Annotated in this window: 25 protein-coding genes; 14 read left to right on the forward strand and 11 right to left on the reverse strand. The window is 66.1% G+C overall.

Annotation, left to right across the window (positions count from 1 at the left end; translation table 11 throughout):
* Nucleotides 1-8 precede the first annotated feature (8 nt).
* Both NS6_RS09350 and NS6_RS09355 read left to right on the forward strand, forming a co-directional pair.
* Nucleotides 9-551, forward strand: a complete 543-nt coding sequence (locus NS6_RS09350; RefSeq protein ID WP_068039541.1) for a YaeQ family protein — start codon at nucleotides 9-11, stop codon at nucleotides 549-551.
* Nucleotides 552-596: 45 nt separating this feature from the next.
* A complete protein-coding gene (locus tag NS6_RS09355) occupies nucleotides 597-1037 on the forward strand; it encodes an SgcJ/EcaC family oxidoreductase (protein ID WP_068039543.1) in 441 nt (146 codons plus the stop codon).
* A gap of 99 nt (nucleotides 1038-1136) precedes the next feature.
* Here NS6_RS09355 and NS6_RS09360 read toward each other — a convergent pair whose 3' ends face one another.
* Together NS6_RS09360 and NS6_RS09365 are read right to left on the reverse strand one after the other, a co-directional pair.
* Nucleotides 1137-1796 carry a response regulator gene (locus tag NS6_RS09360; protein ID WP_068039545.1) on the reverse strand — a complete coding sequence of 220 codons (660 nt, stop codon included), beginning with the start codon at nucleotides 1794-1796 and terminating at the stop codon, nucleotides 1137-1139.
* A complete protein-coding gene (locus tag NS6_RS09365; RefSeq protein ID WP_068039688.1) occupies nucleotides 1793-2806 on the reverse strand; it encodes a sensor histidine kinase in 1014 nt (337 codons plus the stop codon). Before NS6_RS09365 ends, NS6_RS09360 begins: the two co-directional genes overlap by 4 nt.
* 174 nt (nucleotides 2807-2980) lie before the next feature.
* Between NS6_RS09365 and NS6_RS09370 the strand changes: the two genes are divergently transcribed.
* Genes NS6_RS09370 through NS6_RS09380 form a run of 3 tightly spaced genes read left to right on the forward strand, consistent with a single transcriptional unit; the run spans nucleotide 2981 to nucleotide 5062 of the window.
* The gene (locus NS6_RS09370) at nucleotides 2981-3256 is read left to right on the forward strand and encodes a cation:proton antiporter regulatory subunit (protein WP_068039546.1); all 276 of its coding nucleotides are present in this window, start codon (nucleotides 2981-2983) and stop codon (nucleotides 3254-3256) included.
* The gene (locus NS6_RS09375) at nucleotides 3253-3750 is read left to right on the forward strand and encodes a CBS domain-containing protein (protein ID WP_245669217.1); all 498 of its coding nucleotides are present in this window, start codon (nucleotides 3253-3255) and stop codon (nucleotides 3748-3750) included. Before NS6_RS09370 ends, NS6_RS09375 begins: the two co-directional genes overlap by 4 nt.
* 28 nt (nucleotides 3751-3778) lie before the next feature.
* On the forward strand, nucleotides 3779-5062 hold the full coding sequence (locus NS6_RS09380) for an ArsB/NhaD family transporter (RefSeq protein WP_068039548.1): 1284 nt from the start codon (nucleotides 3779-3781) through the stop codon (nucleotides 5060-5062).
* A gap of 37 nt (nucleotides 5063-5099) precedes the next feature.
* Here the strand turns inward: NS6_RS09380 and NS6_RS09385 are convergent, their stop codons facing one another.
* Nucleotides 5100-6248 (reverse strand): serine hydrolase domain-containing protein, encoded by a 1149-nt coding sequence (locus NS6_RS09385; RefSeq protein ID WP_068039551.1) that lies wholly within the window; start codon nucleotides 6246-6248, stop codon nucleotides 5100-5102.
* Nucleotides 6248-7618: a flavin-containing monooxygenase gene (locus NS6_RS09390; RefSeq protein WP_068039693.1), complete on the reverse strand. Its 1371-nt coding sequence runs from the start codon at nucleotides 7616-7618 to the stop codon at nucleotides 6248-6250. The genes NS6_RS09385 and NS6_RS09390 overlap by 1 nt, the downstream gene beginning before the upstream one ends.
* 116 nt (nucleotides 7619-7734) lie before the next feature.
* Here NS6_RS09390 and NS6_RS09395 point away from each other — a divergent pair, with 116 nt between their 5' ends.
* Genes NS6_RS09395 through NS6_RS09410 form a run of 4 tightly spaced genes read left to right on the forward strand, consistent with a single transcriptional unit; the run spans nucleotide 7735 to nucleotide 11505 of the window.
* A complete protein-coding gene (locus NS6_RS09395) occupies nucleotides 7735-8364 on the forward strand; it encodes a TetR/AcrR family transcriptional regulator (RefSeq protein ID WP_068039553.1) in 630 nt (209 codons plus the stop codon).
* 58 nt (nucleotides 8365-8422) lie between these two features.
* Nucleotides 8423-9568: a polysaccharide pyruvyl transferase family protein gene (locus tag NS6_RS09400; RefSeq protein WP_068039554.1), complete on the forward strand. Its 1146-nt coding sequence runs from the start codon at nucleotides 8423-8425 to the stop codon at nucleotides 9566-9568.
* A gap of 9 nt (nucleotides 9569-9577) precedes the next feature.
* Nucleotides 9578-10561, forward strand: a complete 984-nt coding sequence (locus NS6_RS09405) for an NAD-dependent epimerase/dehydratase family protein (protein WP_068039557.1) — start codon at nucleotides 9578-9580, stop codon at nucleotides 10559-10561.
* Between the two features lie 5 nt (nucleotides 10562-10566).
* Nucleotides 10567-11505, forward strand: a complete 939-nt coding sequence (locus NS6_RS09410; RefSeq protein WP_245669219.1) for a PfkB family carbohydrate kinase — start codon at nucleotides 10567-10569, stop codon at nucleotides 11503-11505.
* Here the strand turns inward: NS6_RS09410 and NS6_RS09415 are convergent.
* On the reverse strand, nucleotides 11462-12127 hold the full coding sequence (locus NS6_RS09415; protein WP_068039561.1) for a nucleoside/nucleotide kinase family protein: 666 nt from the start codon (nucleotides 12125-12127) through the stop codon (nucleotides 11462-11464). The two genes, NS6_RS09410 and NS6_RS09415, sit on opposite strands and share 44 nt — an antisense overlap.
* Nucleotides 12127-13056: a MerR family transcriptional regulator gene (locus NS6_RS09420; RefSeq protein WP_168443517.1), complete on the reverse strand. Its 930-nt coding sequence runs from the start codon at nucleotides 13054-13056 to the stop codon at nucleotides 12127-12129. Before NS6_RS09420 ends, NS6_RS09415 begins: the two co-directional genes overlap by 1 nt.
* 70 nt (nucleotides 13057-13126) lie before the next feature.
* Between NS6_RS09420 and NS6_RS09425 the strand changes: the two genes are divergently transcribed.
* Both NS6_RS09425 and NS6_RS09430 read left to right on the forward strand, forming a co-directional pair.
* On the forward strand, nucleotides 13127-13741 hold the full coding sequence (locus NS6_RS09425) for a maleylpyruvate isomerase family mycothiol-dependent enzyme (RefSeq protein ID WP_068039564.1): 615 nt from the start codon (nucleotides 13127-13129) through the stop codon (nucleotides 13739-13741).
* Nucleotides 13742-13866: 125 nt separating this feature from the next.
* On the forward strand, nucleotides 13867-14304 hold the full coding sequence (locus tag NS6_RS09430; RefSeq protein WP_068039567.1) for a nitroreductase family deazaflavin-dependent oxidoreductase: 438 nt from the start codon (nucleotides 13867-13869) through the stop codon (nucleotides 14302-14304).
* A gap of 192 nt (nucleotides 14305-14496) precedes the next feature.
* On the opposite strand, the gene NS6_RS09435 is transcribed toward NS6_RS09430, so the two are convergent.
* Nucleotides 14497-15153 carry a TetR/AcrR family transcriptional regulator gene (locus NS6_RS09435; RefSeq protein ID WP_068039570.1) on the reverse strand — a complete coding sequence of 219 codons (657 nt, stop codon included), beginning with the start codon at nucleotides 15151-15153 and terminating at the stop codon, nucleotides 14497-14499.
* Nucleotides 15154-15280: 127 nt separating this feature from the next.
* On the opposite strand from NS6_RS09435, the gene NS6_RS09440 reads away from it, so the two are divergent.
* Nucleotides 15281-16210: a zinc-binding dehydrogenase gene (locus NS6_RS09440; protein WP_068039572.1), complete on the forward strand. Its 930-nt coding sequence runs from the start codon at nucleotides 15281-15283 to the stop codon at nucleotides 16208-16210.
* Between the two features lie 309 nt (nucleotides 16211-16519).
* Here NS6_RS09440 and NS6_RS09445 read toward each other — a convergent pair whose 3' ends face one another.
* A complete protein-coding gene (locus NS6_RS09445) occupies nucleotides 16520-17362 on the reverse strand; it encodes an LLM class F420-dependent oxidoreductase (protein ID WP_068039575.1) in 843 nt (280 codons plus the stop codon).
* 64 nt (nucleotides 17363-17426) lie between these two features.
* On the opposite strand from NS6_RS09445, the gene NS6_RS09450 reads away from it, so the two are divergent.
* Nucleotides 17427-18053 carry a TetR/AcrR family transcriptional regulator gene (locus NS6_RS09450; RefSeq protein WP_084470877.1) on the forward strand — a complete coding sequence of 209 codons (627 nt, stop codon included), beginning with the start codon at nucleotides 17427-17429 and terminating at the stop codon, nucleotides 18051-18053.
* 269 nt (nucleotides 18054-18322) lie between these two features.
* Nucleotides 18323-18763, forward strand: coding sequence for a pyridoxamine 5'-phosphate oxidase family protein (locus tag NS6_RS09455; protein WP_068039706.1), 441 nt, complete (start codon nucleotides 18323-18325; stop codon nucleotides 18761-18763).
* A gap of 739 nt (nucleotides 18764-19502) precedes the next feature.
* Here NS6_RS09455 and NS6_RS34605 read toward each other — a convergent pair.
* From NS6_RS34605 to NS6_RS09475, 3 genes are read right to left on the reverse strand one after another with little or no spacing between them, the layout of a single operon-like run.
* Entirely contained in the window at nucleotides 19503-19874 is a 372-nt protein-coding gene (locus NS6_RS34605) for a DUF6973 domain-containing protein (RefSeq protein ID WP_157112674.1), read from the reverse strand.
* Nucleotides 19867-20154, reverse strand: coding sequence for a hypothetical protein (locus tag NS6_RS09470; protein WP_068039584.1), 288 nt, complete (start codon nucleotides 20152-20154; stop codon nucleotides 19867-19869). Before NS6_RS09470 ends, NS6_RS34605 begins: the two co-directional genes overlap by 8 nt.
* A complete protein-coding gene (locus NS6_RS09475; protein ID WP_068039587.1) occupies nucleotides 20154-20444 on the reverse strand; it encodes a YbaB/EbfC family nucleoid-associated protein in 291 nt (96 codons plus the stop codon). The genes NS6_RS09470 and NS6_RS09475 overlap by 1 nt, the downstream gene beginning before the upstream one ends.
* Nucleotides 20445-20972: the final 528 nt, after the last annotated feature.

Raw genomic sequence — 20972 nt, forward strand, 5'->3', positions numbered from 1 at the left:
ACCTGCCTATGGCTATCGGCGCGACCCTGCACACCTTCGCAGTCCAACTCTCCGACGTCGATCGCGGCGTCTATCAGGAGTTGGAGTTGCGCCTGGCACGGCATCCGTCGGAATCCGCGGAATTCCTGGTCACCCGGCTGCTGGCCTACTGCCTCGAATACGAGGACGGGATCGCGTTCAGCGACGGCGGGGTGTCCTCGACCGATGAACCCGCCGTGCTGGTCCGCGATCTCACCGGGCAGATCACCGCATGGATCGAGGTCGGCGCCCCCGATGCCGACCGGGTACATCGCGGCAGCAAACTCGCCGGCCGGGCAGCTGTCTACACCCACCGCGACCCCTCGAAGGTCCTCGCCGGCCTGGCCGGAAAGCGAATCCACCGGGGTGAGACCATCCCGCTCTACAGCTTCGGCCGCACCTTCGTCGACGCCGCGGCCGCCGCCCTGGAACGCCGCAACTCCGCCACGCTGTCGGTGCTGGAGCGGCAGCTCTACCTCGAACTGAACGGCACCGACCTCACCGCCCCGATCGGCGAGCACAAGCTCTCCTGACCCTGCTCTTGACATCGAGTTCACTTCAGGTTTCAGAGTTGTCGTATGCATCGGGACGACGAAGAAACCATCAGGACGACGCTCGCGACCCACACCGCGCTGTGGACAAGCCATGAGATGGACGAATGGGGCACCTACTTCACCGAGGACTCGGATTTCATCACTCATCGCGGAATCTGGTGGCGCACACGCCAGGACAACATCGACGGCCACAAGGACGTCCCCGACTCGGTGTTACGACAGAAGAAGAACTACACCCAGCAAGTGCTGGATATCGCCACCATCACACCCGAGGTCGCCCTGGTCCACACCCGCTGGAGCTGGCCGGAACATCGGCTACCGGGTACGGATGTCACCGAGGATCGTACCGGCCTGATCACCTTGATCATGGTGAAACGTCAGGGCCGATGGCTCATCAGGGCCGCACACAATACGAGGACCAACGGCCTGGACGAGTTCACTGCGGGCCACGGAACCGGCACGTAGCGTACCGAGAGCGCAAGCGCCGCAGCCTCGTCCGCGCCATCCGTGGTTTCGCCGGTCCGCCGCACGATCGGCATCTCCCCGCGAGGAGAGGGCCGGTGGTCAGGGTTCGATCAGCCCGGCGCGGATGGCGTAGCGGGTCAGCGCAAGGCGGTCACGCAGGCCCAGTTTCTGCAGGATGTTGGCACGGTGCCGGTCCACGGTTTTCACGCTGATCACCAGGTCCCCGGCGATCTCGCGCGACGAATACCCCTCGGCGACGAGCTTGACGATCTCCTCCTCGCGCGGGGTGAGCAGTGTCTGCGGAACGGGTTCGTCGCGTTCGGCACGTTGTAGCCATTCGCGGATCAGGGAATTCACCGCGCCGGGATACAGATAGGGCTCGCCGCGCAGGGTGGCCCGGCAGGCCTCGAGCAGATCCCGGTCGGCGACGGATTTGAGGACATAGCCGGAGGCGCCGACCCGCAGGGATTCGAAGAAATATTGCTCGTTGTCGTACATCGACAGCATCAGGATCCGTACCCCCGGGGTGTTGCGGTTGATCTCGCGGGCGGCCTGGATACCGGTCAGCCGGGGCATGGCGATATCGAGGATCGCGAGATCGATCGGTACGGCTCCGGCCTGCTGTACCGCCTCGTGGCCGTTGGCGGCTTCGGTGACCACGGTGAGATCCGGTTCGGCATCGAGGATCATCCGCAGCCCCGACCGGACCAGTGCGTGATCATCGGCGAGCAGGATCCGGGCCGGTGCCGATGAAGTCATGGCGCATTCCCTTCCTCCCGGTGCGGAATGGTCAGGCAGACCACGGTGCCGTGCCCGGGTGGTGAATCGATCGTGAGGGTGGCGTTCACGAGCAGCGCGCGTTCGCGCATCCCGCGGATCCCGGAACCGTCCTCGGCCACCCCGCCGCGGCCGTCGTCGGTGACCCGCAGTATCAGCGCCTCCTCGCCGACGCGCAGGCTCAGCCCCACGCGACCGGCATCGGCGTGACGGGCGATATTGGTCAGGCTTTCCTGCGCCACCCGGTAACAGACCAGTTCGATATCCGGCGGCAACCGTGGCAGGTTCCGGTCGACTTCGCGATGCACGCCGATCCCCGCGGTGGAGGAAAACTCACTGCACAGCGCACTGAGCGCACTGGACAGGCCGAGATCGTCGAGCACATCGGGGCGCAGCCGCCGGGCGATCCCCCGGACCTCGTCCAGGCAGCCGCGCACCGTCTCCTGGGCACCGTGCAGCACATCGACCACATCGGTGGGGGCGCGGTCGGCGGCCCGCTTCATCGACAGCAGTGCCACCGTGAGACTCTGCCCGATCTCGTCGTGCAGTTCCCGGGCTATACGCTGCCGTTCGCCTTCCTGGGCGGCCAGGGCGGAAGCGCTGGCCGCGGCGCGCTCGGTCTCGAGCCGGTCGACCATGGCGTTGAACGAATCGATCAGATGGGACAGATCGCCGTTGCCCCGGCCGTCGACGCGGCCGCTGCGGCGCAACGGGTCCACCCGCCGCATGGAGGCGATGAGTTCGTCCAGCGGTGCCAGACTCGTTCGCAACAGGAACGCATTGGCGGCGAGGATGACCGCCAGACCGACCGCGAGCACCGGTAGCTCGGTCAACCGCACCCGCGACGACACCGTCGCCGGTGACAGCGCGAGCACCAGCGTGCCCAGCGTGAACACCAGCCCGTTGATGAGGAAGATTCGCCGGAACAGCGCATCCGCCGGTGTCCGGGTGTGCCGCCGGAACAGGCCGATACCACTTCCCGGACGGTCCATGAACTCAGTCTGGCCGCTGGCGGCCGGGGTGTCCATGAGGTCGGGCACCCATTTTCCGGGGCGGCGGACTACACAACGTCGGCCACCACAGATGGGTACCGGCACCGATGGTCCTCGGCACCTCGCTCGCGAAAACTTAGAGCGAACACAATTGGTGGCGGGAGGAGCGTTCGGGTGCATATCGACCGCAGCACCATACCGGGCCAAGGCGCCGTGCACCATCTGCGCACTCGCAGCGGTGACCGGTTCGCACTGGTCACCAGCGCCGACGGCGGCAAGAACATTCTCGTCTACCACGGCGACGGCGACGAACCCGTCCAGTCGGTCGCCCTGGGAACCGACGAAGCCGACCAATTCGCCGACCTGCTGCACAGCGCACCGCTACCCGATCGGGTGGCGCGGCTGGAACGGTTGGTGGACCGGCTCACCGGCGACGAGTTCCGGCCATGACCACGCTTTCCCCGCACGCGCGACGGGATCCGCCGATGCAAGCTCACGATATCGCCGTCCACCTGCCGACCGTCCGGCCCGGAGATCCGGTCGCGAGGGCCATGCGCCTGATGGTGGTGAATCGGCTGCCCGGCATGATCGTGGTGGACGAGGCGGATCGGCCGGTCGCGGTCCTGCCGGGCACTCAGGTGCTGCGGCTGGCGATTCCCAGCTCATATCAGAACGATCCGGCCCTCGTGCGCACCATAGACGAGCTGAGCGCCGAACTGTTCTGGCGCGAACCGGGGCATCTCACCGTCGGTGACTGTCTCCCGCAGCACGCGCCGCGACCGGCGGTCGTCCGGCGTGACGCGACCCTGCTGGAGATCGCGGCGCTGATGGCGCAGCGGCACAGCCCCCTGGTGGCGGTCGTGGACCGCGAGCACGCCCTCATCGGCGGAATCACCCTCGAACGGTTGTTGATCAGCCTGGCCGTCGCCGGGCCCGAGGACTGAATTCCGCCGGGCCGAGGCGAGGTAGCCGATGAATCAGATCCTGGCGGTAGCCATTTTCGTCGGGGCGTTCTGGTTCATCGCGACCGAACGCGCCGACAAGGTCAAGGTTGTACTGATCGCCGCGGCGGCCATGACCGTGCTCGGGCTGGTCCCGGGTGAAGACGTCTTCTACAACGCGCACGCCGGGATCGACTGGAATGTCATCTTTCTGCTGCTGGGCATGATGGTGATCGTCGGCGTCGTCAAACACACCGGCCTGTTCGACTTCCTGGCGATCTGGGCCGCGAAACGTTCCCGCGGCAGCCCGTTCCGGCTGATGGTGATGTTGATGATCATCACCGCCGTTGCCTCACCGCTCCTCGACAATGTCACCATCATCATGCTGGTCGCGCCGGTGACCATCGTCGTATGCGGGCGGCTGGGTTTCACCGCGCAACCGTTCCTCATCGCCGAAGTCCTTGCCGCCAATATCGGCGGTGCCGCCACCCTGGTCGGTGACCCGCCCAACATCATCATCGGCAGCCGGGCGGGCCTGAGTTTCAACGACTTCCTGATCCATATGGCACCCGCGGTGGCCGTCATCTTCGTCCTGTTCGTGGTGTTCACCCGCTGGCTGTTCCGCGCGCATCTGCGGGAGACCTCCAAGCACATCACCACGGTGATGACGCTCCAGGAGCGCCGCGCCATCACCGACCCACGGCTGCTCGCCCGTTCGCTGCTGGTCCTGGCAGGGGTCGTGGCCGGATTCGGGCTGCATTCGCTACTGCATGTGGCGCCGTCGATCATCGCGCTGCTCGGCGCCGGGGCGATGGTGCTCATCTCCGGGCTCGATATCCGAGATATTCTGCGCGAAGTCGAATGGGCGACGCTGGTTTTCTTCATGGGGTTGTTCGTGATGGTCGCCGGCCTGGTGCACACCGGCGTCATCGGCCGGCTGGGCGACGCGGCGGTCGCCGCCTTCGGCGACAACCCACTGTTCGCCTCGGGCGTCCTGGTCTTCGGGTCCGCGGTGGTGGCCGCATTCATCGACAACATCCCGTATACGACCACCATGGCACCGGTGGTCGAAGGACTCGTCGAGCAGACGCCCGATCCGCAACAGGGGCAGGCGCTGTGGTGGTCGTTCGCCTTCGGCGCGGATTTCAGCGGGAACGGCACCGCGGTCGCCGCGAGCGCGAACGTGGTCGCACTCGGGATCGCCCAGCGCGCCGGGCATGCGATCACGTTCTGGCAGTTCACCCGATACGGCATCGTGGTCACCGCCCTCAGCAGCGTACTCGCCTGGGCTTATATCGTGCTCCGCTATTTCTGACCACCGGCAGCGGCTCCGCAGACGTCACGGGCGCCGGTTACCGCCGGCCACCTGCGCTATCGAAAACCGCCTTCAGATAGCGGTCGCATCGATCGGAACCGATCAGCCCGGACGCCATCCGATTCATCGTGTAAGCGAAGGTGATCCGCCGATCCAGGTCGTTCACCACCATCGAGCCGCCGTAACCCGACCACCAGCACACCCGCCCGTCCGGCACGTACGGCGCCGTCTGTGGATGCGGGAGGCCGTAGCCGATACCGAAACGCAGCGGAGTCAGCAAGGCCATATCGACACCGTCGGCCTGCTCCCGGAAGATCAGGTCGAGGGTGTCCGGTGACAGGTACCGCCGCCCGTCCAGCACTCCCCCGCACGAGATCAGCGATTGCACCCGGGCCACCGAGCGCGCGTTGCCATGGCCGTTGACCCCGCCGATTTCCGCCGCCCGCCAGGCCGGGGTCGCGGTTTCGGCAATATCGAGCAGCGGGCTGGTGAGCGTTTTGACGAGTACGCTGTCGCGGTCGAGTGCCGCCATATCGAACTGCGTCGCTCCCGGCGGTATCAGGGTGGCGATGCGGTGGGCCTTCTCGGGGCCGGTGCCGATGGAGAAATCGGCATTCAATGGTCCGGCCAGCTCGGCCGCGAAGAACTGCCCGAGCGATATCCCGGTGATGCGGCGCACCAGTTCCCCGATCAGGTGGCCGTAGTTCAGTGCGTGATATCCCGATGCCGTGCCCGGTTCCCACCACGGTGCCTGCGCCGCCAGCCGTGCGGCAGCGGATTCGGTGTCGTAGATATCGGCCAGGCCGACCGGCGGCTCCCAGCCCGATACCCCCGAGGTGTGCGACAGCAGATGCCGGACCTCGATCTCGGCTTTCCCGTTGGCGGCGAACTCCGGCCAGTAGTGGGCGACGCGTTCGCCGACATCGAGTTCTCCGCGATCGACCAGTAGCAGCGCACACAACGCGGTCATGGTCTTGGTGACCGAGAAAACGTTCACCAAGGTGTCGGCTTCCCACGGCCTCGTCCGCGCGGGATCGGCGTAGCCACCCCACAGGTCGAGCGCCGGCTCCCCGTCGACGGTCACGCACAGGGCGGCACCGAGCTCGGCCCGGGCTTCGAGTTGCTCGTCGAAAACCGACCGCACCTGCGCGAATTCGTCACGGCAGAACCCTGCGGAGACGCTCATCACCGCGCACCCTGCATTGCAGCAGCCGCCACCGGTAACGCGTTACGCGCGGCGGCAGCCCGGACGGCGCCGGCCTCGAGCTCCTTCGTCAATCGCTGGACATAGGGCTGGAACTCGACCTGGATGGTATGCCGCGGCGAATTGTAGTAACGCCCGCGGCGCCGGGATTCCTGCTCACGAAGTTGCCGATCGATCTCCGCGCGCGCCGGTAGATGGTAACGCCCGGTCAGGTAGGCGGCGACGAATTTGGCCTGCTGTTCGGCGAAGTTGACCAGTGTCGGCAGCGGTTGGGCCAAGCCGAGGAAGAACAGGTTGTCGATATCCGGTTTCATCATCATCGCGAACAACGGAAACCGATTCTCCGTATCCGGGAGCAACCCGGGATCGGTGAAGAACGGGAAACTGATGTGATATCCGGTGGCGCACAACACGACATCGATCTGCTCGCTGCTGCCGTCGACGAAATGGACACGGTCGCCATCCAATTCGGCAATCGCGGGTTTGAACTCGATATCGCCACTGCCGGCACGGTGCAAGAACTCCTCACTCGCCGAAGGATGCGCCTCCAACGGTTCGTGGTCCGGTGCGGGCAGCCCGTAGTTCTGCATCTCTCCGCGGTATTTCCGCACGAACCGCTGCCGTAGTTTCAAGCCGAGCTTCGCCGGCATCCAGGGCGGCATCGAACGCCGGTCGCTCGCCTGGCCGTTCACATACTTCGGCAGTACCCAGACACCGCGGCGCGCCGAGACGAACAGTTTCTCGGCGAGGAATCGCTGCGACAGTTCGGAGGCGATATCGAGGCCGGAGTTGCCCATACCCACCACGACGATCCTTTTTCCGCGCATATCGATGGGGTCGAAGGGGTCGTTGTAGGCGTGACTGTGCATCAGCACTCCGTCGAATTCGCCAGGATAGTCGGGGAATCGGGGGTCCCAGTGGTGACCGTTGCAGACGATCAGCGCGTCGTAGACTTCGGTGCTGCCGGAACTCGTCGTCACCGTCCACAGGCCGTCGGCGGTGCGTTCGGCCGCGGTGATCAGCGTATTGAAACGAATCCTGTCGCGCAGGGCGAAGTGGTCGACGTAATCCTTGAAGTACTGCAGCAGCTGCGAATGATGCGGAAAGTCCGGCCAGTCCGCGGGCGCGGGGAAGTCCTCGAATTGCAGCCGGTACTTCGACGTATCGATGTGCAGGCTCTGGTAGCAGGCCGACATCCCGTTGGGGTTCTTGTAATACCAGTTGCCGCCGACCTCGTCGGAAGCTTCGTAGCAATCGAACGGAATCCCGTATTCGGCGAGACGTTTGGCTGTGGTGATCCCCGAGGGACCGGCGCCGATAACGCATACCTTGGGCAGCTCGGGTGAACTCATGCACAACTCCTGTCCGGCCGCGATCAACAGCACCCCACCGCCGTGACCTGAACCACAACGTAACACTCGCTGGACACAGCGTCCAGTGAGTTTTCGCACCGTCTAGGATTACGGCCATGCCGACCGAACCACCCGCAGTCCGCCGGGGCACGCTGCGCGAGGAACAGAAGCGCTCGACCACGGCACGCATCGTCGACGCCGCGCGCGACCTCTTCGAAACCCAGGGCTACTCCGCGGTCCGTGTCGACGACATCGCCGCCGCGGCCGGCTGCAGCCGGGCGACCTTCTACCTGCACTTCACCGGCAAACCAGAGGTCCTGCAGGCAATTGCCAACAGCGGCACCCCGACAGGTGTCCGGTTCTTCTACGCCGATCTCGACCGGGTTCTCACCACCGGGTCACGAGAAGAATTCGCGGCTTGGATGAGCCGGGCCATCGATTGGTTCTTCGAGAACAAGGACATGCTGACCGCCTGGGACGAGGCCACCGCACTCGAACCGGAATTCCGCCGCGCCGTGCGCGCGGGCATCATGACACTCGCCGACACCATGCCGGATTTCCTCGCCCGCTGGCCCGCCGGCCGCCGGGACGAGGCGCGGCTGCGTATCGAACTCCTGGTGGCACAGCTGGAACGTTTCTTCACCCGCTGGGCCATGCAAGGCACCATCGAGGTCTCCGCCGAGCAGGCCGCCGAGGTCCTCACCGGCATCTGGTTCCCGGCCTTGCAAGCACCGGAGCACGAATAGCCCGGTGCGGCTTCCGGGATACCATGGCCGGACGCCTCCTCGTTCGATCGGAGCCGCAATGCATGCACCGCCGCTCTACTACCTGATCGGTCCGGCGGGCCACCCGAATTACGGCGACGAACTAATCACCGCCGGTTGGCTGAACCACCTCGCCGACACCGCACCGGACGCGGCGGTATGGGTGGATACGCACTCCCCCGGCCCGGCACAGGTCCTACTCGGCGATCTGCATCCACGGGTGCGCTTCACCGATACGCTGTGGCGGCTGTGCTGGGAGGCGCCGTCGGACGACCCGTGGCAGGTGGCGTCGTGGGTGCGCCGAGCCGTCACCGACCCCGGCCTGGCCCCGCGGTGGGATCGCGGTATCGCGCTGCTGCGACGCGCCGACGTCATCCACCTACTCGGGGGCGGCTATATCAACCGGATCTGGCCACGACATATCGGGCTGTTCGCCGGGGCCGCCGCGGCCGCCCGCGCCTCCGGTGCCCGCTGCGCGGCGACCGGCCTCGGGCTGTTCCCGGAGCCGGAAGGCGCCGCGGAGCTGGTGCGGGCCACCGCCGCCGAATTCGCGATCACCGAAATCCGCGACCGTGCATCCGCGGATCTGCTCAGGACCGCGCCCGGCATCGACGATGCGTTCCTGGCGCAGCCGAAGCTCCGGACGAACGAGGACGACCCGCCCGACGTGATGCTCTGCCTGCAGAGTGATCAGGTCGATATCGGTATCGACGCGCTGGCGTCGGCCGTCTTGCGGATTCTGCGCGCCTGGCAGACCCCGCCCGAACGGATCGGCGTGGTCGAGGCGATCCCCGGCGAGGACCGGAAGGTATTCGATCTCATCGAGCACCAGCTGCCCGGTGCCCGCTTCTATCCCTTCGTCGACGTCTGGGAACACGGGTTACCGGTCACAGCCGGGCAGACCTGGCTGACCACCCGGTTCCATATGCATCTGGTCGCGGCGACGGCGGGCGCCACCGGGGTGGCGATTCCGGTCAGTACCGATTTCTATGCCACCAAACATCGGTCGCTCATCGAGCTCGGGTCGGGCTGGACGATGCTCGACGACCTCCAGCAGGTGCCGCGGCGGCCCACCGGCGCAGGCTTCGACGCTGCCGTGGTCGAGGCAGCGGGCCGGGCGAAACTCGCGCTTGCCCGAGCTGTCTACGCCCCCACAGCGACGGCCGGCCGGCAGACCCCGCACTAGGGTGGCGCTATGCGGGTTCTGGTCATCGGAGGGACGCTGTTTCTGGGTCGGCGTGTTGTCGAACGCCTACATGCACGCGGCGATCAAGTCCTGCTGATCCACCGCAGTCACAGCGAGCCTGCGAACTGGTTGCCGGTTGAGCACTTACTCAGCGACCGGCACGATCTCGCACGGCACCGCGACCGAATCCGTGATTTTGCCCCGGACACCGTAATCGACAGCTTCGCGCTGACCGGTGCGGGTGTCGATGCGGTACTGCCGGTTCTGCCCGAGGTGCCGACCGTGGTGCTGTCCAGCCAGGACGTCTACCAAGCCCATGCGGCACTGCTGGCCGGCCGATGCGATTCGCCGGTGCCGCTGACCGAGGATTCGGAGCTGCGGCGGAACCGTTATCCGTACCGTGGCGCGGACCTGCCGGAGGTTCCCGGCGATTACAGCAAACGCGATGTCGAAGACCGCTGGCTCGCACGCGGTGCGGTGGTGTTGCGACTACCGCTGATCTACGGACCGCACGACCGGCAGCGCCGGGAAGACCTCGTACTCCGCAGAGTACGAGCCGGTCGCACCCGGATCCCGGTCGGCGCGGGAAATCTCCTCTGGACTCGCGGATACGTCGACGATCTGGCTACCGGCGTCCTCGCCGCCCTGGACAACCGGACGGCGGACGGCCTCCCCGTCAACCTCGGTGAAACGCACACCGTGCCGATCCGCACCTGGCTCGAGCAGATCCTCGACGCCGCGGGCTCGACCGCGGAACTGGTCACGGTCCCCGACTCTGTCCTGCCGCCGGATCTCGCCCTCACCGGCGCACCGGCGCAGCATTTGCTGATCTCCGTCGCCCGCGCGCAGGACCTGCTCGGCTGGGCCCCCGCCGATCCACTCCAACGGGTGGGTGAGTCGGTGCGCTGGCATATCGAAAACCCACCGTCGGACGCCGGCTGGACCGATGCCGACACCGCCGCGGACGAGGCAGCGCTGGCTGCGGCCGGCTGATCGGCGTGCGATATGACACGGGCAGCACCTCGGTTGCCCCGAAAACCGCTCTGTTCGCAGGTATTTCGACCGTGGATCTCGCCTACCTCGTCGACAACTATCCGGCGGAGGACACGAAAACCCAGGCTCTCGACCAGTTCATCGGCGCGGGCGGGCCCGCCACCAACGCCGCGGTCGCTTATGCCGCGCTCGGTGGCGCTTCCACTCTCGTCACCGCGGTGGGAACCCACCGGCTCGGCGACCTGATCCGCAACGACCTGTCCGCGCACGGCGTGCGGGTCGTCGATGTCCGCGCCGACAGCGACCACCAGCCCCCGGTATCGTCCATCGTGGTTGCGGAATCGGCGGCCACCCGCACGATCGTCTCCCTGGACGGCGCGCGCATCAGCGTCGAGTACGACCACCGTCTCGCGGACCGGCTGTCCGGTGTGAACGTAGTACTCGCCGACGGGCACTATCCGGTGTTGGCCGCGGGTCTCTGCGAACGAGCCTGTGCGCTGGGCATTCCGACGGTTCTGGACGCGGGCAGGTTCAAGGACTCACACACTGCCCTGCTCCCGCATATCGGGTCGGCAATCTGCTCCGCCGCCTTCGCACCACCCGGTATTGCTCCCGGAGACACCGACGCGGTACTCACGTACCTGCGCACCGCAGGCGTGGAGAACATCGCGATCACCAGCGGCGGCGAACCGATCGTCGGCCTCACCGGTGACCGCGAATTCCGCATCGATATCCCGGAAACCCGTGCCGTGGATACGCTCGGCGCGGGCGATATCCTGCACGGCGCGTTCTGCTACTACACCAGCACCGGCCTCGATTTCGTGCGCTCGCTGGCACTGGCGTCGGAGGTGGCGAGCTTCTCCTGCCGATTCTTCGGCACCCGGGAATGGTGCACTCGCCTCAGCGAGCTGCCCGGACGAGGTACTCCTCGCCCCGAAGCGTGAGTACGAGATCGGCCCGCCCACGCGTTCCGGCGACGAGCGCGGCATTGGGCAGATCATTGTACGCGATCCGTGCGCGCGCGACCTCCGGCGCCTTCCCTCCGGCGATATGCCGCTCGTAGAGCCGCTGCCCGATCGACTCCGCCCCGGCATCCAGATACCAGCACTCGTCGAGGTAGGAACGCACATCCCGCCAGCCCGGTTCGTCCAGCAGCAGATAGTTGCCCTCGACCACAACGATCCGCTGCCGCCGGAAAACCACACCGTCCGGCACCGGGTCGTGGATCTCGCGGTCGTAGACCGGCCACCCGACCTCGGCGCCTACTACTACCGAACGCAGTTCGCGCAGCTTCGCCGTGAATCCACCGATATCGAAAGTGCCCGGCTGTCCTTTGTTTTCGAGCTCGCCCGCAGCGGAGAGGTCCTGGCCGGTCCGGTGGAAGCCGTCCATCGGCGCGACACCTGCGAGCTCTTCGTCCGACCGATTCAGTGCCGTGGCGAGCGCAAACGCGAGTGTGGATTTTCCCGCACCCGGCGGTCCGGCCAGTCCCACGAGATACCGCCGATCCAGGCCGTCGGCAGCCGCCCGCACCCGGCGCGCCAGATCGTCGACAGAGGCCACCATCACCGCTGTCGGCCGCCGCTCGGCTCGAGCGACCGCAGGAGAGCGGTGTCCAGCCATTGCTGAACACCGCCGGTGGTGTGGGCCGTGCCGAGCGCTTCGGCGGTGAGCGTCCAATAGCGCGCCGCCGCGTGATCGGTGATCGTGACTCCGCGGGCCAGTTCACGCCGGAAGCCCTCGGTATCGCGCCGCCCGCGGGCCCTCGCGTGCGCCGCGACGTACAGGTCCAGTTCCGGCCCCGGGTCCAGCGGGCCCTCGGCGGTCATCCGCGCCGCCACAGCGGTGTGCGCGGGCGCGAGATCGGCGAGGAACGCCCGCCGGTTCCGTATCGCCGATCCCCCCGCGCCCCAGATCTGCCGGGAGACCACCCGCGCCAGCTCGGCCGATCGCGCCAGCTGCCCGAGTTCGGCGAACAGGAGGACCTCACGCGGTGACGGCGCCGCGGGCAGCCGCGGGATATCCATCTCGACGAAATCGTCGAACGCCGAAGCCGGAAGAGCAGCCAGGACCCGCCGCCAGAAGCCGATGAGGGCGGTGCGGGCCGCGCCACGCTCGGCAACTACTGCCAGTTCCGTGAGAACCAGCGGATCATCGGCCTGTTCGATCGCGACCAGTACCGCATGCCGCCAGGACAGTGCAGCGAGATCGGCCTCCACCGCGGCACGCTCCACCGCGACCACATCCGGGACAGCACGCGCCCCCGCAAGCACGTCGGCAATCGCAGCCAACCCGATACCCACGGCCCGCAGTTCACGCACCAGCACCAAACGATCGAGGGCAACCGGTGTGAATACTCGGTGCCCGCCGCTCGTGCGCGGCACCGCGAGGATTCCCTCGTCGCAATAGAAGCGGATGGTGCGCACCGGCACACCCGTGCGCCGGGATGCTTCCCCGATACTCACGGCGTTCGACGAATGAATGATGTAGGTCACAACTACTGGAACCTCCACCCGACTGGAATTCCTACGCTACCGGAAACGACCCAGCACAGGAGGCCCGCCGATGAACGTCACCAACCCCACCGAAGAACTCGTCTGGACGGCCGTCGCCGCCGAACGCGGCGGCCTGGCCGGCCTACTGCAAGGCCTGACCGAGGAGCAGTGGGACCACGCGTCTTTGTGCGAAGGCTGGCGGGTCCGCGATGTGGTCGCCCATATCCTGCTCACCTCACAGGCGAAACTTCCCTGGCTACTGTGGCATACGGCGCTCGCGCGCGGCAGCATCACCCGGATGAACTTCGGCACCGCCCTCCGCTACGCCGATCGCACATCCCCCTCGGACCTGCTCACCGAACTCCGCGCGATCTCCGGCCTCCGGCACCAGCCGGTCGCCACCGACGCCGTGGACCGCCTGATGGATCTACTGGTACACGGCCACGACATCGCATACCCCTTGGGAATCCGCCACGAAATGCCGACCGATGCCGCCCGCTGGTCCACCGACCGGGTCTGGCAGATGGGCTGGCCTTTCCACGCCCGCCGCACACTCGCCGCCTACCGATTGACCGCCACCGATACGGACTGGTCCGTAGGTGCGGGGAGTCCGGTAGCCGCCCCGATCGCTGACCTGCTGCTGCTCGTCACCGGCCGGAATTCGGTGGCGAACCTGCGCCCGTAACAGCTGTATTCAGTCGCTGAACAATGATTCCGGGCCACCACGCTACGGCGACCCGGGCGGAATCGTTCTCGATCTCTCTCCGCAGAAGGACGTTCAACGGACCCCGGGTTCCTATACTGGTCGAAATGTCGAGCACTGAAGGTCCATTGCCCTACTTCTTCCCCAAATGGATCGATCGGCTCGGCTTCCGGTACATGAACCCGTGGATGCGACGACTCGCTCCTTCACTACCGGGCTACGCCGTGGTCGAACATATCGGCCGGAAATCCGGCAAACGGTACGAAGCCCCGGTCCGCGTATTCCGGAACGGCGATGTGATGGCGGTGGTTCTGCTACACGGTGAAACCGATTGGGCTCGGAACATAGCCACCGCAGGCGAAGCCACTCTCCACCACCGCCGTGCCACCGTGCCACTGCGCGACCCGCGCATCATCCGCCCCCGCGAGGCGACACCGGATGTACCTCGCCTCGCACGCCTGGGAAACCGCATCGCGGGGATCCTCGTATTCCGGATCGATGACACCGCCGAAGCGCACCGGCTCGAACGCGACGGCCTCGGCTGACTTCTCACGGTCGCCGTAGCAGAGCACGGCCCGATCGGCGATGCCGAGATCCGGGCGCGTGCGCGATGCCACGCCCACTCTGTGGATCGTGGCGGATCACGAGCAGGTGAGGTATTCGGTGATCCGCGGGTTCAGGCCGTACTACCTGCTGCGCGAGCTCGTCGACCGTGGCGAAAGTTCCGGATCGCCTCATCACGCTCTGGACCCGGCACGGGCGTTCACCCTCATGGCGAGTGCCTCGGGCACGACCGCGAAGGTATCGCGGGCATGAGCGATAAGGGTGGCCGTACCCGCGTCGCCCGGTGCGGCGCTCCAGCTGTCGAGCGCGCAGTGGAAGGCGGCGACGGCGATATCGAGGGCGAGGCGCGGGCGCTGGTCGGCATCGGGGTCGAGGTCGAAGCGTTCCCGCAGGATTTCGAGTGCGGCACGTACGGTGCGGGCGCAGAATTCCAGATTGCTCGCGGCCATCGCCGGTGTGGACTGCGCGAGCCGATGGCTGCGGACCGCGCGGGCGGCCCAGCCCTCGGCCGGCATCCGGTTCAGCGTAGCCAGGAGACTTTCCTCCAGCGTTCGCGGCAAGGGCCCGGGTTCCGGTTCACGGTCGGCCAAGTCGGTAAGGAACGTGGCCCACAGATCGCGCAGCGGCGCCATGGCGACGTCTTCCTTGCTGGTGAAGGTCCGGAAGAAGGTGCGTTTGGATATGTCGACACGGTCGCAGAGTTCGTCGAGCGTGACGCTGTCGAAACCACGTTCGGTGAACAGTTCCAGCGCCGTGTCGATCAGTGCCTCCCGGGTGCGCAGTTTTTTGCGCTCCCGCAGTGGCAACCGTTCGCTCGGCACATCAGGCATACCGACACCATAACGCCGACCGCCTTCCATCGGCCATAGCCACTTGACAGCTTTTGCCACTGAGTGGCAGATTTCATTCCGCGGAGTTGCGCCGAGCCACGGCCCCGTGTTCGAAAGGCATCGAGATATGCGCGCATTGGTTATCGACCGGTCAGCGGCGTCCGGATTGCGACTCGGCGAGGTCGCCGATCCCGAACCCGCGACGAATCAGGCCCTCATCCGGGTCACCGCAACCTCACTCAACAGCGGCGAAATCGTGCACGGCCTCTCCGAGGCCGCCGACGGCACTGTTCCCGGGTGGGACGCGACCGGGATCGTCGAACGAGCCGCCGCCGACGGCTCCGGCCCGACCGAGGGCACCCCGGTGGTCACCCTGGGCCCGTCCGGTGCCTGGGCGGAACTACGCGCTGTCGACACCGGCCTGATCGGCACCGTTCCCGCGAACGCCGACCACGGCGCGATCAGCACCGTCCCGGTCGCCGGAACCACCGCATTGCGTTCACTACACCGGCTCGGCCCCATTCTCGGACGCCGGGTCCTGATCACCGGAGCAACCGGAGGTACCGGCCGGTACGCGGTCCAGCTCGCCCGCCACGGTGGCGCGCACGTCGTCGCGGCCACCGCCGATCCGGCCACCCATGCCCGCAGCTTGCGCGACCTGGGAGCAGCCGAAGTCGTCACCACACCGACCGATCTCGCCGAACCGGTCGACGGCGTGATCGACCTGGTCGGCGGGCAGCAACTCGTGGACGCGTACCAGCACCTCGCCGAGGGCGGCACAGTGGTCGCGGTCGGCCACGCGGCAGGTGCGGCGGAAACCTTTCCATACGGGGCACTTTTCGGAGATCAGGGCCGCCACGATCGGTCGATCACCACATTCTTCCTACTGGGCTGCGCTGGCCTGAGCCGCGATTTCACCTGGCTGGCCGGACAGGTGTCGACCGGCGCCCTGGACCCGAACATCACCTGGCGCGGGTCGTGGACCGAAGCGGACACAGCCGTTCATACCCTGCTGGCACGCCGCCTGCACGGCAAAGCAGTGCTCGAAATGTGCTGAGCAATCTCGGATTCCGCACCGCCGGAGCACTGCGCGCCCCGCGGCTCATCCGGCCCCGAGAGGCGACGACGGACGTTCCGCGCGGGCACCCGCATCACGAGAATTCCGGCATTCGATCCCCGCGAAGCCCACCCATCGCCACTCCACGGTGCAACGGGTGAAGAGTGGCACCCCCAGCAATAGAAGACGGCAGCTGAATCTCTCAGCGTGGCCCACCGAGGCGCTCCGGGTACAGGGCCCGGATCGAGGGATATCAGGATGCGGCGCACTCGAACCACGCAATCCGAGCCATGACTTTCCCCTTACCGCTCAGGGCAGAAATTCAGCGAACCGGTCGAGCTCGCGCAGCGCCCGGTCCGGGGTCTCGTGGTCGGGTAGCTCGAACAAGACGCGGTCGATTCCGGCTTTCTCGTACTCCCCCAAGGCTTCGGGAGTTGCACCGTAGAGGGTGACGTTCACGTCACGGCCCGCCGCGGCGGCCCGGCCCCGTAGTTCTCGGATTCGTTCGCCGAGCTGTTCGACGGTGAACAGGTCGAACAGAGGAAGTGGTATCCAGCCGTCGCCGTGGCCGAGCACGCGGTCCAGCACTTTCGGGCCGACGCCCGCGATGAGGATCGGTGGGATGCGCGTAGGTTTGGGCCAGGACCAGATCGGGTCGAAGTCGACGAACTCGCCGTGGAATTCCGGTTCGTCCTGGGTCCAGATCGCGCGCATGGCGGCGATGTGCTCCAGCATTCGCGCCAGCGGCCGCTTCGGGTCGACACCATGATGAACCATCTCCTCGGCGTTCCAGCCGGGACCGACGCCGAATTCGAAGCGCCCGCCGGAGATCTGATCGACGGTGGCAACCTGTTTCGCCAGGTTGATCGGATGGTGCTGATTGACCAGCGATACCGCGGTGCCGAGCGTGATGCCTTCGGTTGTCGCCGCGATGGCGGCCAGGGCGGCCATCGGATCGTGCGTGTGGGAGTAGTGGCGCGGTAATGGTTGCGGGTTCGGTGCACCGGCCGGCCACGGCGTCGCGCGACTCGCCGGAATGTGGGTGTGCTCGGTGAGGAACAGGGAGCCGAAGCCACGCTCTTCCACCGCACGCCCCAGGGGAACCGGCCCGATGCCGTAATCGGTCAGGAATGTCACGATGCCGAAGTCCATGCCACCAGCCTGCCATAAGTGTCAGTCAAATGACATTTAACTGGTCCGGTGCTAGCGTGGCAGCGTGACGGACACCAGCGATGGACGTGTGCGCGCCGACGCCGTCCGCAACCGGCAGGCCATCATCGCGGCAGCCCGTGCCGCCATAGAGGACGCGGGTACCGACGTCGCACTCGAGGAGATCGCCCGGCGCGCGGCAATCAACGTCCGCACCCTCTACCGGCATTTCCCCACGAGGGAAGACCTTCTCGCCGATGTTGTCGAAAACTATTTCGCCGAACGCATCGAGCCGGCCCTGCGGCGCGCCATCGCCGATCCCGACCCACGCCGCGCCCTCACGACCACACTGACGGAGACCACCGCCGCGTTCGTCGAGCACCGGACGATGTTCGCCCTGTCCAACAGCGGCGCCCGCACCGCCGGCGTGACCGCCCGCTACCTGAAACCACTGTCGGAGATACTGTCCCGGGCGCAGCAGGCCGGCGTGGTCCGAGCCGATATCGTGCCCTCGGACTTTCCCTGCCTGGTCGCGATGCTGGTCGCCGGCGCCGGGCCCCACGGCGACGACTGGTCACGCTACCTCGCGCTACTACTCGACGGCCTGGCCCCCGAGGCCGCAAGCGCACCACTGCCCGGGATTCCCGAGGGTTCGCGCCCGGTGACCGAGCGGGCGGAAGCTCGAAAAACATGACATACCAGTAACCGGTACCAGCGAATTCCCGGAAGTGTTCCAGATCGAAGCGACAGTGCCTTCAGCGGACGGAGCATCGATCGCCGTATGGAACTGTCCTGTGCCAAGCACTGCCTGAGAAACCCGTTCGTGCTCTCGTTCGTTCCTCGCTGCCGTGGGCTGTGCGGGTCGACGAAGTACACCGGAAACTTCGTCTCACCGGTGAATACCGCCATCGGCCCCGTCGCCTGGCAGCCAAGTTGTCGGAGCGCGCTGGCATCCTGATGCTCATGGCGACATGGCTGGAGTTCGAGAACGAGGCACCTGAGTTGGCCGCGCTGGTTAGGCACCGGTTCGAGGCCCACAAGACCCACGTGTTGGCCACCCTGCGCCGTGACGGCGCCCCGCGGGTGAGTGGATCAGAGGTGGAGTTCATTGGTCCCGACCTGATGTTCGGCTCCATGCCCGCTGCGGTGAAGGCAGCTGACCTACGACGCGACGGACGGTGCGCGATCCACGCCCACCCCGGCGATGGCGACGCCAAGGTGATGGGTGTCGCCATCGAAATCACCGGGCCGGCGAAGGCAGCTTTCGGATCACCGCCGGGAGTCCACGACTTCCGGCTCGACCTCACCGACGCGGTTCTCACCTCCGTCGACAAGCCCGCGGAGCTGCTGGTCATCCAGCACTGGCGCCCCGGTAGAGGTGTAGCGGTTACCCGGCGACGTTAGGTCGTGATGACAGGAAGCATGCCGAGAATATCCCGGTGGTAGTGGGTTCGACCACTCCAGGAAGGTCAACGGCCGCAAACGCCACATCGTCACCGACACCCTCGGCCTGCTGCTATCGGTGCTGGCCCCACATCCGTGCAAGACCGCGATGCCGCCTGGAAGGCGCTGTCGAGTTCACGACTTCGTTCATGCCCTACTCGGGTGGGAGCAGATACTGGCCATTCGGGCTGAGTACGTCGTGACGGAGTACGACCGGAGGTCGCCTTCCAATGAAAAAGAGCTTGTCAGGACCGTTGTAGTGCACGGTTTGTACGGGACTTCCGCCATCCATGAAGAGATACACTCCCTCTGATGTCCCCTCGGTCCACACGACATCGTTAGTGAGTCCCTCCCAACATACAGAAGTCGGGCCTGCCCAGGAAACGAGCTTGTCGATGGTGGCATGTTCGGAAACCTCGATCATTCGGTCCCAGTTCCCGCGCCAACCCGCGACTGCCGCGATGGCGTCCAACGTGGTCGGCTCTGTCCCAGTTGCCGCTCGATGCGCCTCCATATTGAAAGGCTCGTGCGGCCCCAGAACTTCCCGCGTATTCCACAGATCGAAGGTAGGACCGTCGCAGGGTGGTTCGGGTCTCGGGTTCGTTCCGAGTGCTTCGCGGACCAAGGAGCAGCCACTCGTAAGCATCGAAAGACATAGAAGGAAAAGGACAATTACGCGTTTTACGCTCATTTCCTCGCCTTACCTCCCGGGGAGTGGTACGTCTACTCCGGATGTTTGATTGGTTTCAGCTTTGGTTACTTTGTTGCTCCAGTTGATAACCGGGATTCCGCTAGCGTCTCCGGCAGGCGGCGCAAGGACAAGCGCGCGTCCCTTCTCGATCTCATCTTTGATGAGCTGCTGCAACTCCTCGGGCGAAGCCTCGGGATTCGCAGCGCCGATCTCGCGGCCGAGTTGATTGTTGAACAGATCCATTGCTTCACGATTCGGCGGATTCCCGCCGCTCTTCTCGTGTGCCGTGCCGTACAGTTCAGTCCACTCAGGACCTAACCGCTGAGCCATCAATGCATTCCAGTAGGCATGCCTGAACGCGTCGCCGTGACCGTCATCCACAGAGTCTGGATAGGAAATTCTGATCGGCACCTTCGAAGGCAACGGCTTGCCGATCGAGTTCATCGGCGAACCACGTTTGCCTGCCCGCGTGATACTGCACCACCCTGTCCATGGCCTGGAGTGATTCCTCGATCTTGACCGCGAGGTCGGAATTCGTCATCTGGCTTCGCGCGGCGTCGCGGCTGGGCTTCGCGATCGGTGCGCCGCTGTGGACAGTCGAAGCGTGCGACCGTATTTCGACGGCCAGCGCCCGCATCTTGGCGGGATCGATATTCGTCATCAGCGCAGATGACTTCGGTCGGCGGCGGCATGCTGATCAGCGTTACCGAAAGTCCGCTCGGCCGCCTCCATAGCTTCCGCCAAAGCCAGCCGATGGGTATCCGCTATGACCGTTGCCAAGTGGTCCGGCCCGTCGTCCATGGCGTAGTCGGCCAGCCAGATCGCGGTGATCCGGCCCGCTACGTCGGTTTCGATGCGGACGCTGCCGTCCCTGGATCGAATAGAGCCGCGGATTTCGGCCAGCTCCGCGGTGATCCGTGCGATCTCCGCAGCCCGGTCACTGCTGTTCACTCGTTCATCCCCTCGCCCCCTGCGAACTGCGCCGCTATCGGGTGCCGTCCAGTTCGGTCGCGATTGTCGTCGCATACCTTGCGCTCCAGCGTCGGCGCCAACGTTGCTGTCGCAGCGTCTCCAGATCTCTCGGTGACCTATTCGGCGTCACGTGGGGATGTCACCATCCCACCGCACCGAATCTGCCTACTCGAAGCTGGGACGACCGCGTCGGTGCCCATCATTGAGGTTGGACCCGGCCCGCCCTCACCACGTTGAAATACTCTCGGCGCCCCTACCTTTGCCGTCCGACACCCACACCCGCCGGCAGAATCGGGGTGAGAGTGCCGAACCCACGCCCGAGGAAGATCCCGCCGCGCAGGCCGTGCACCGGTTGACCCCCTGGTGCGGTCGGCTACGAGATCGGCGTGGCGACCGCCCTGGTATCGACCGTCCATCAGGGTCAGCTCACGGATACTGGTTCTGCGGTCGCGGACTGCTTCGGTTCGTCTTCGTCGCGGTTGCGGCGGATGCTGGAGAACACTGCCG

It is taken from the genome of Nocardia speluncae NBRC 108251 (assembly GCF_001613245.1).
Classification (GTDB): domain Bacteria; phylum Actinomycetota; class Actinomycetes; order Mycobacteriales; family Mycobacteriaceae; genus Nocardia; species Nocardia speluncae.

Excerpts from the sequence above, each read along its gene's own strand:
- NS6_RS09425 (WP_068039564.1), top strand. The coding sequence starts at position 13,127 with ATGAACGTCACCAACCCCACCGAAGAACTCGTCTGGACGGCCGTCGCC.
- NS6_RS09435 (WP_068039570.1), bottom strand. The coding sequence starts at position 15,153 with ATGCCTGATGTGCCGAGCGAACGGTTGCCACTGCGGGAGCGCAAAAAA.
- NS6_RS09455 (WP_068039706.1), top strand. The coding sequence starts at position 18,323 with ATGGCGACATGGCTGGAGTTCGAGAACGAGGCACCTGAGTTGGCCGCG.
- NS6_RS09440 (WP_068039572.1), top strand. The coding sequence starts at position 15,281 with ATGCGCGCATTGGTTATCGACCGGTCAGCGGCGTCCGGATTGCGACTC.
- NS6_RS09385 (WP_068039551.1), bottom strand. The coding sequence starts at position 6,248 with ATGAGCGTCTCCGCAGGGTTCTGCCGTGACGAATTCGCGCAGGTGCGG.
- NS6_RS09360 (WP_068039545.1), bottom strand. The coding sequence starts at position 1,796 with ATGACTTCATCGGCACCGGCCCGGATCCTGCTCGCCGATGATCACGCA.
- NS6_RS09350 (WP_068039541.1), top strand. The coding sequence starts at position 9 with ATGGCTATCGGCGCGACCCTGCACACCTTCGCAGTCCAACTCTCCGAC.
- NS6_RS09445 (WP_068039575.1), bottom strand. The coding sequence starts at position 17,362 with ATGGACTTCGGCATCGTGACATTCCTGACCGATTACGGCATCGGGCCG.
- NS6_RS09395 (WP_068039553.1), top strand. The coding sequence starts at position 7,735 with ATGCCGACCGAACCACCCGCAGTCCGCCGGGGCACGCTGCGCGAGGAA.
- NS6_RS09405 (WP_068039557.1), top strand. The coding sequence starts at position 9,578 with ATGCGGGTTCTGGTCATCGGAGGGACGCTGTTTCTGGGTCGGCGTGTT.
- NS6_RS09415 (WP_068039561.1), bottom strand. The coding sequence starts at position 12,127 with ATGGTGGCCTCTGTCGACGATCTGGCGCGCCGGGTGCGGGCGGCTGCC.
- NS6_RS09380 (WP_068039548.1), top strand. The coding sequence starts at position 3,779 with ATGAATCAGATCCTGGCGGTAGCCATTTTCGTCGGGGCGTTCTGGTTC.
- NS6_RS09355 (WP_068039543.1), top strand. The coding sequence starts at position 597 with ATGCATCGGGACGACGAAGAAACCATCAGGACGACGCTCGCGACCCAC.
- NS6_RS09390 (WP_068039693.1), bottom strand. The coding sequence starts at position 7,618 with ATGAGTTCACCCGAGCTGCCCAAGGTATGCGTTATCGGCGCCGGTCCC.
- NS6_RS09375 (WP_245669217.1), top strand. The coding sequence starts at position 3,253 with ATGACCACGCTTTCCCCGCACGCGCGACGGGATCCGCCGATGCAAGCT.
- NS6_RS09400 (WP_068039554.1), top strand. The coding sequence starts at position 8,423 with ATGCATGCACCGCCGCTCTACTACCTGATCGGTCCGGCGGGCCACCCG.
- NS6_RS09365 (WP_068039688.1), bottom strand. The coding sequence starts at position 2,806 with ATGGACCGTCCGGGAAGTGGTATCGGCCTGTTCCGGCGGCACACCCGG.
- NS6_RS09470 (WP_068039584.1), bottom strand. The coding sequence starts at position 20,154 with ATGACGAATATCGATCCCGCCAAGATGCGGGCGCTGGCCGTCGAAATA.
- NS6_RS09430 (WP_068039567.1), top strand. The coding sequence starts at position 13,867 with ATGTCGAGCACTGAAGGTCCATTGCCCTACTTCTTCCCCAAATGGATC.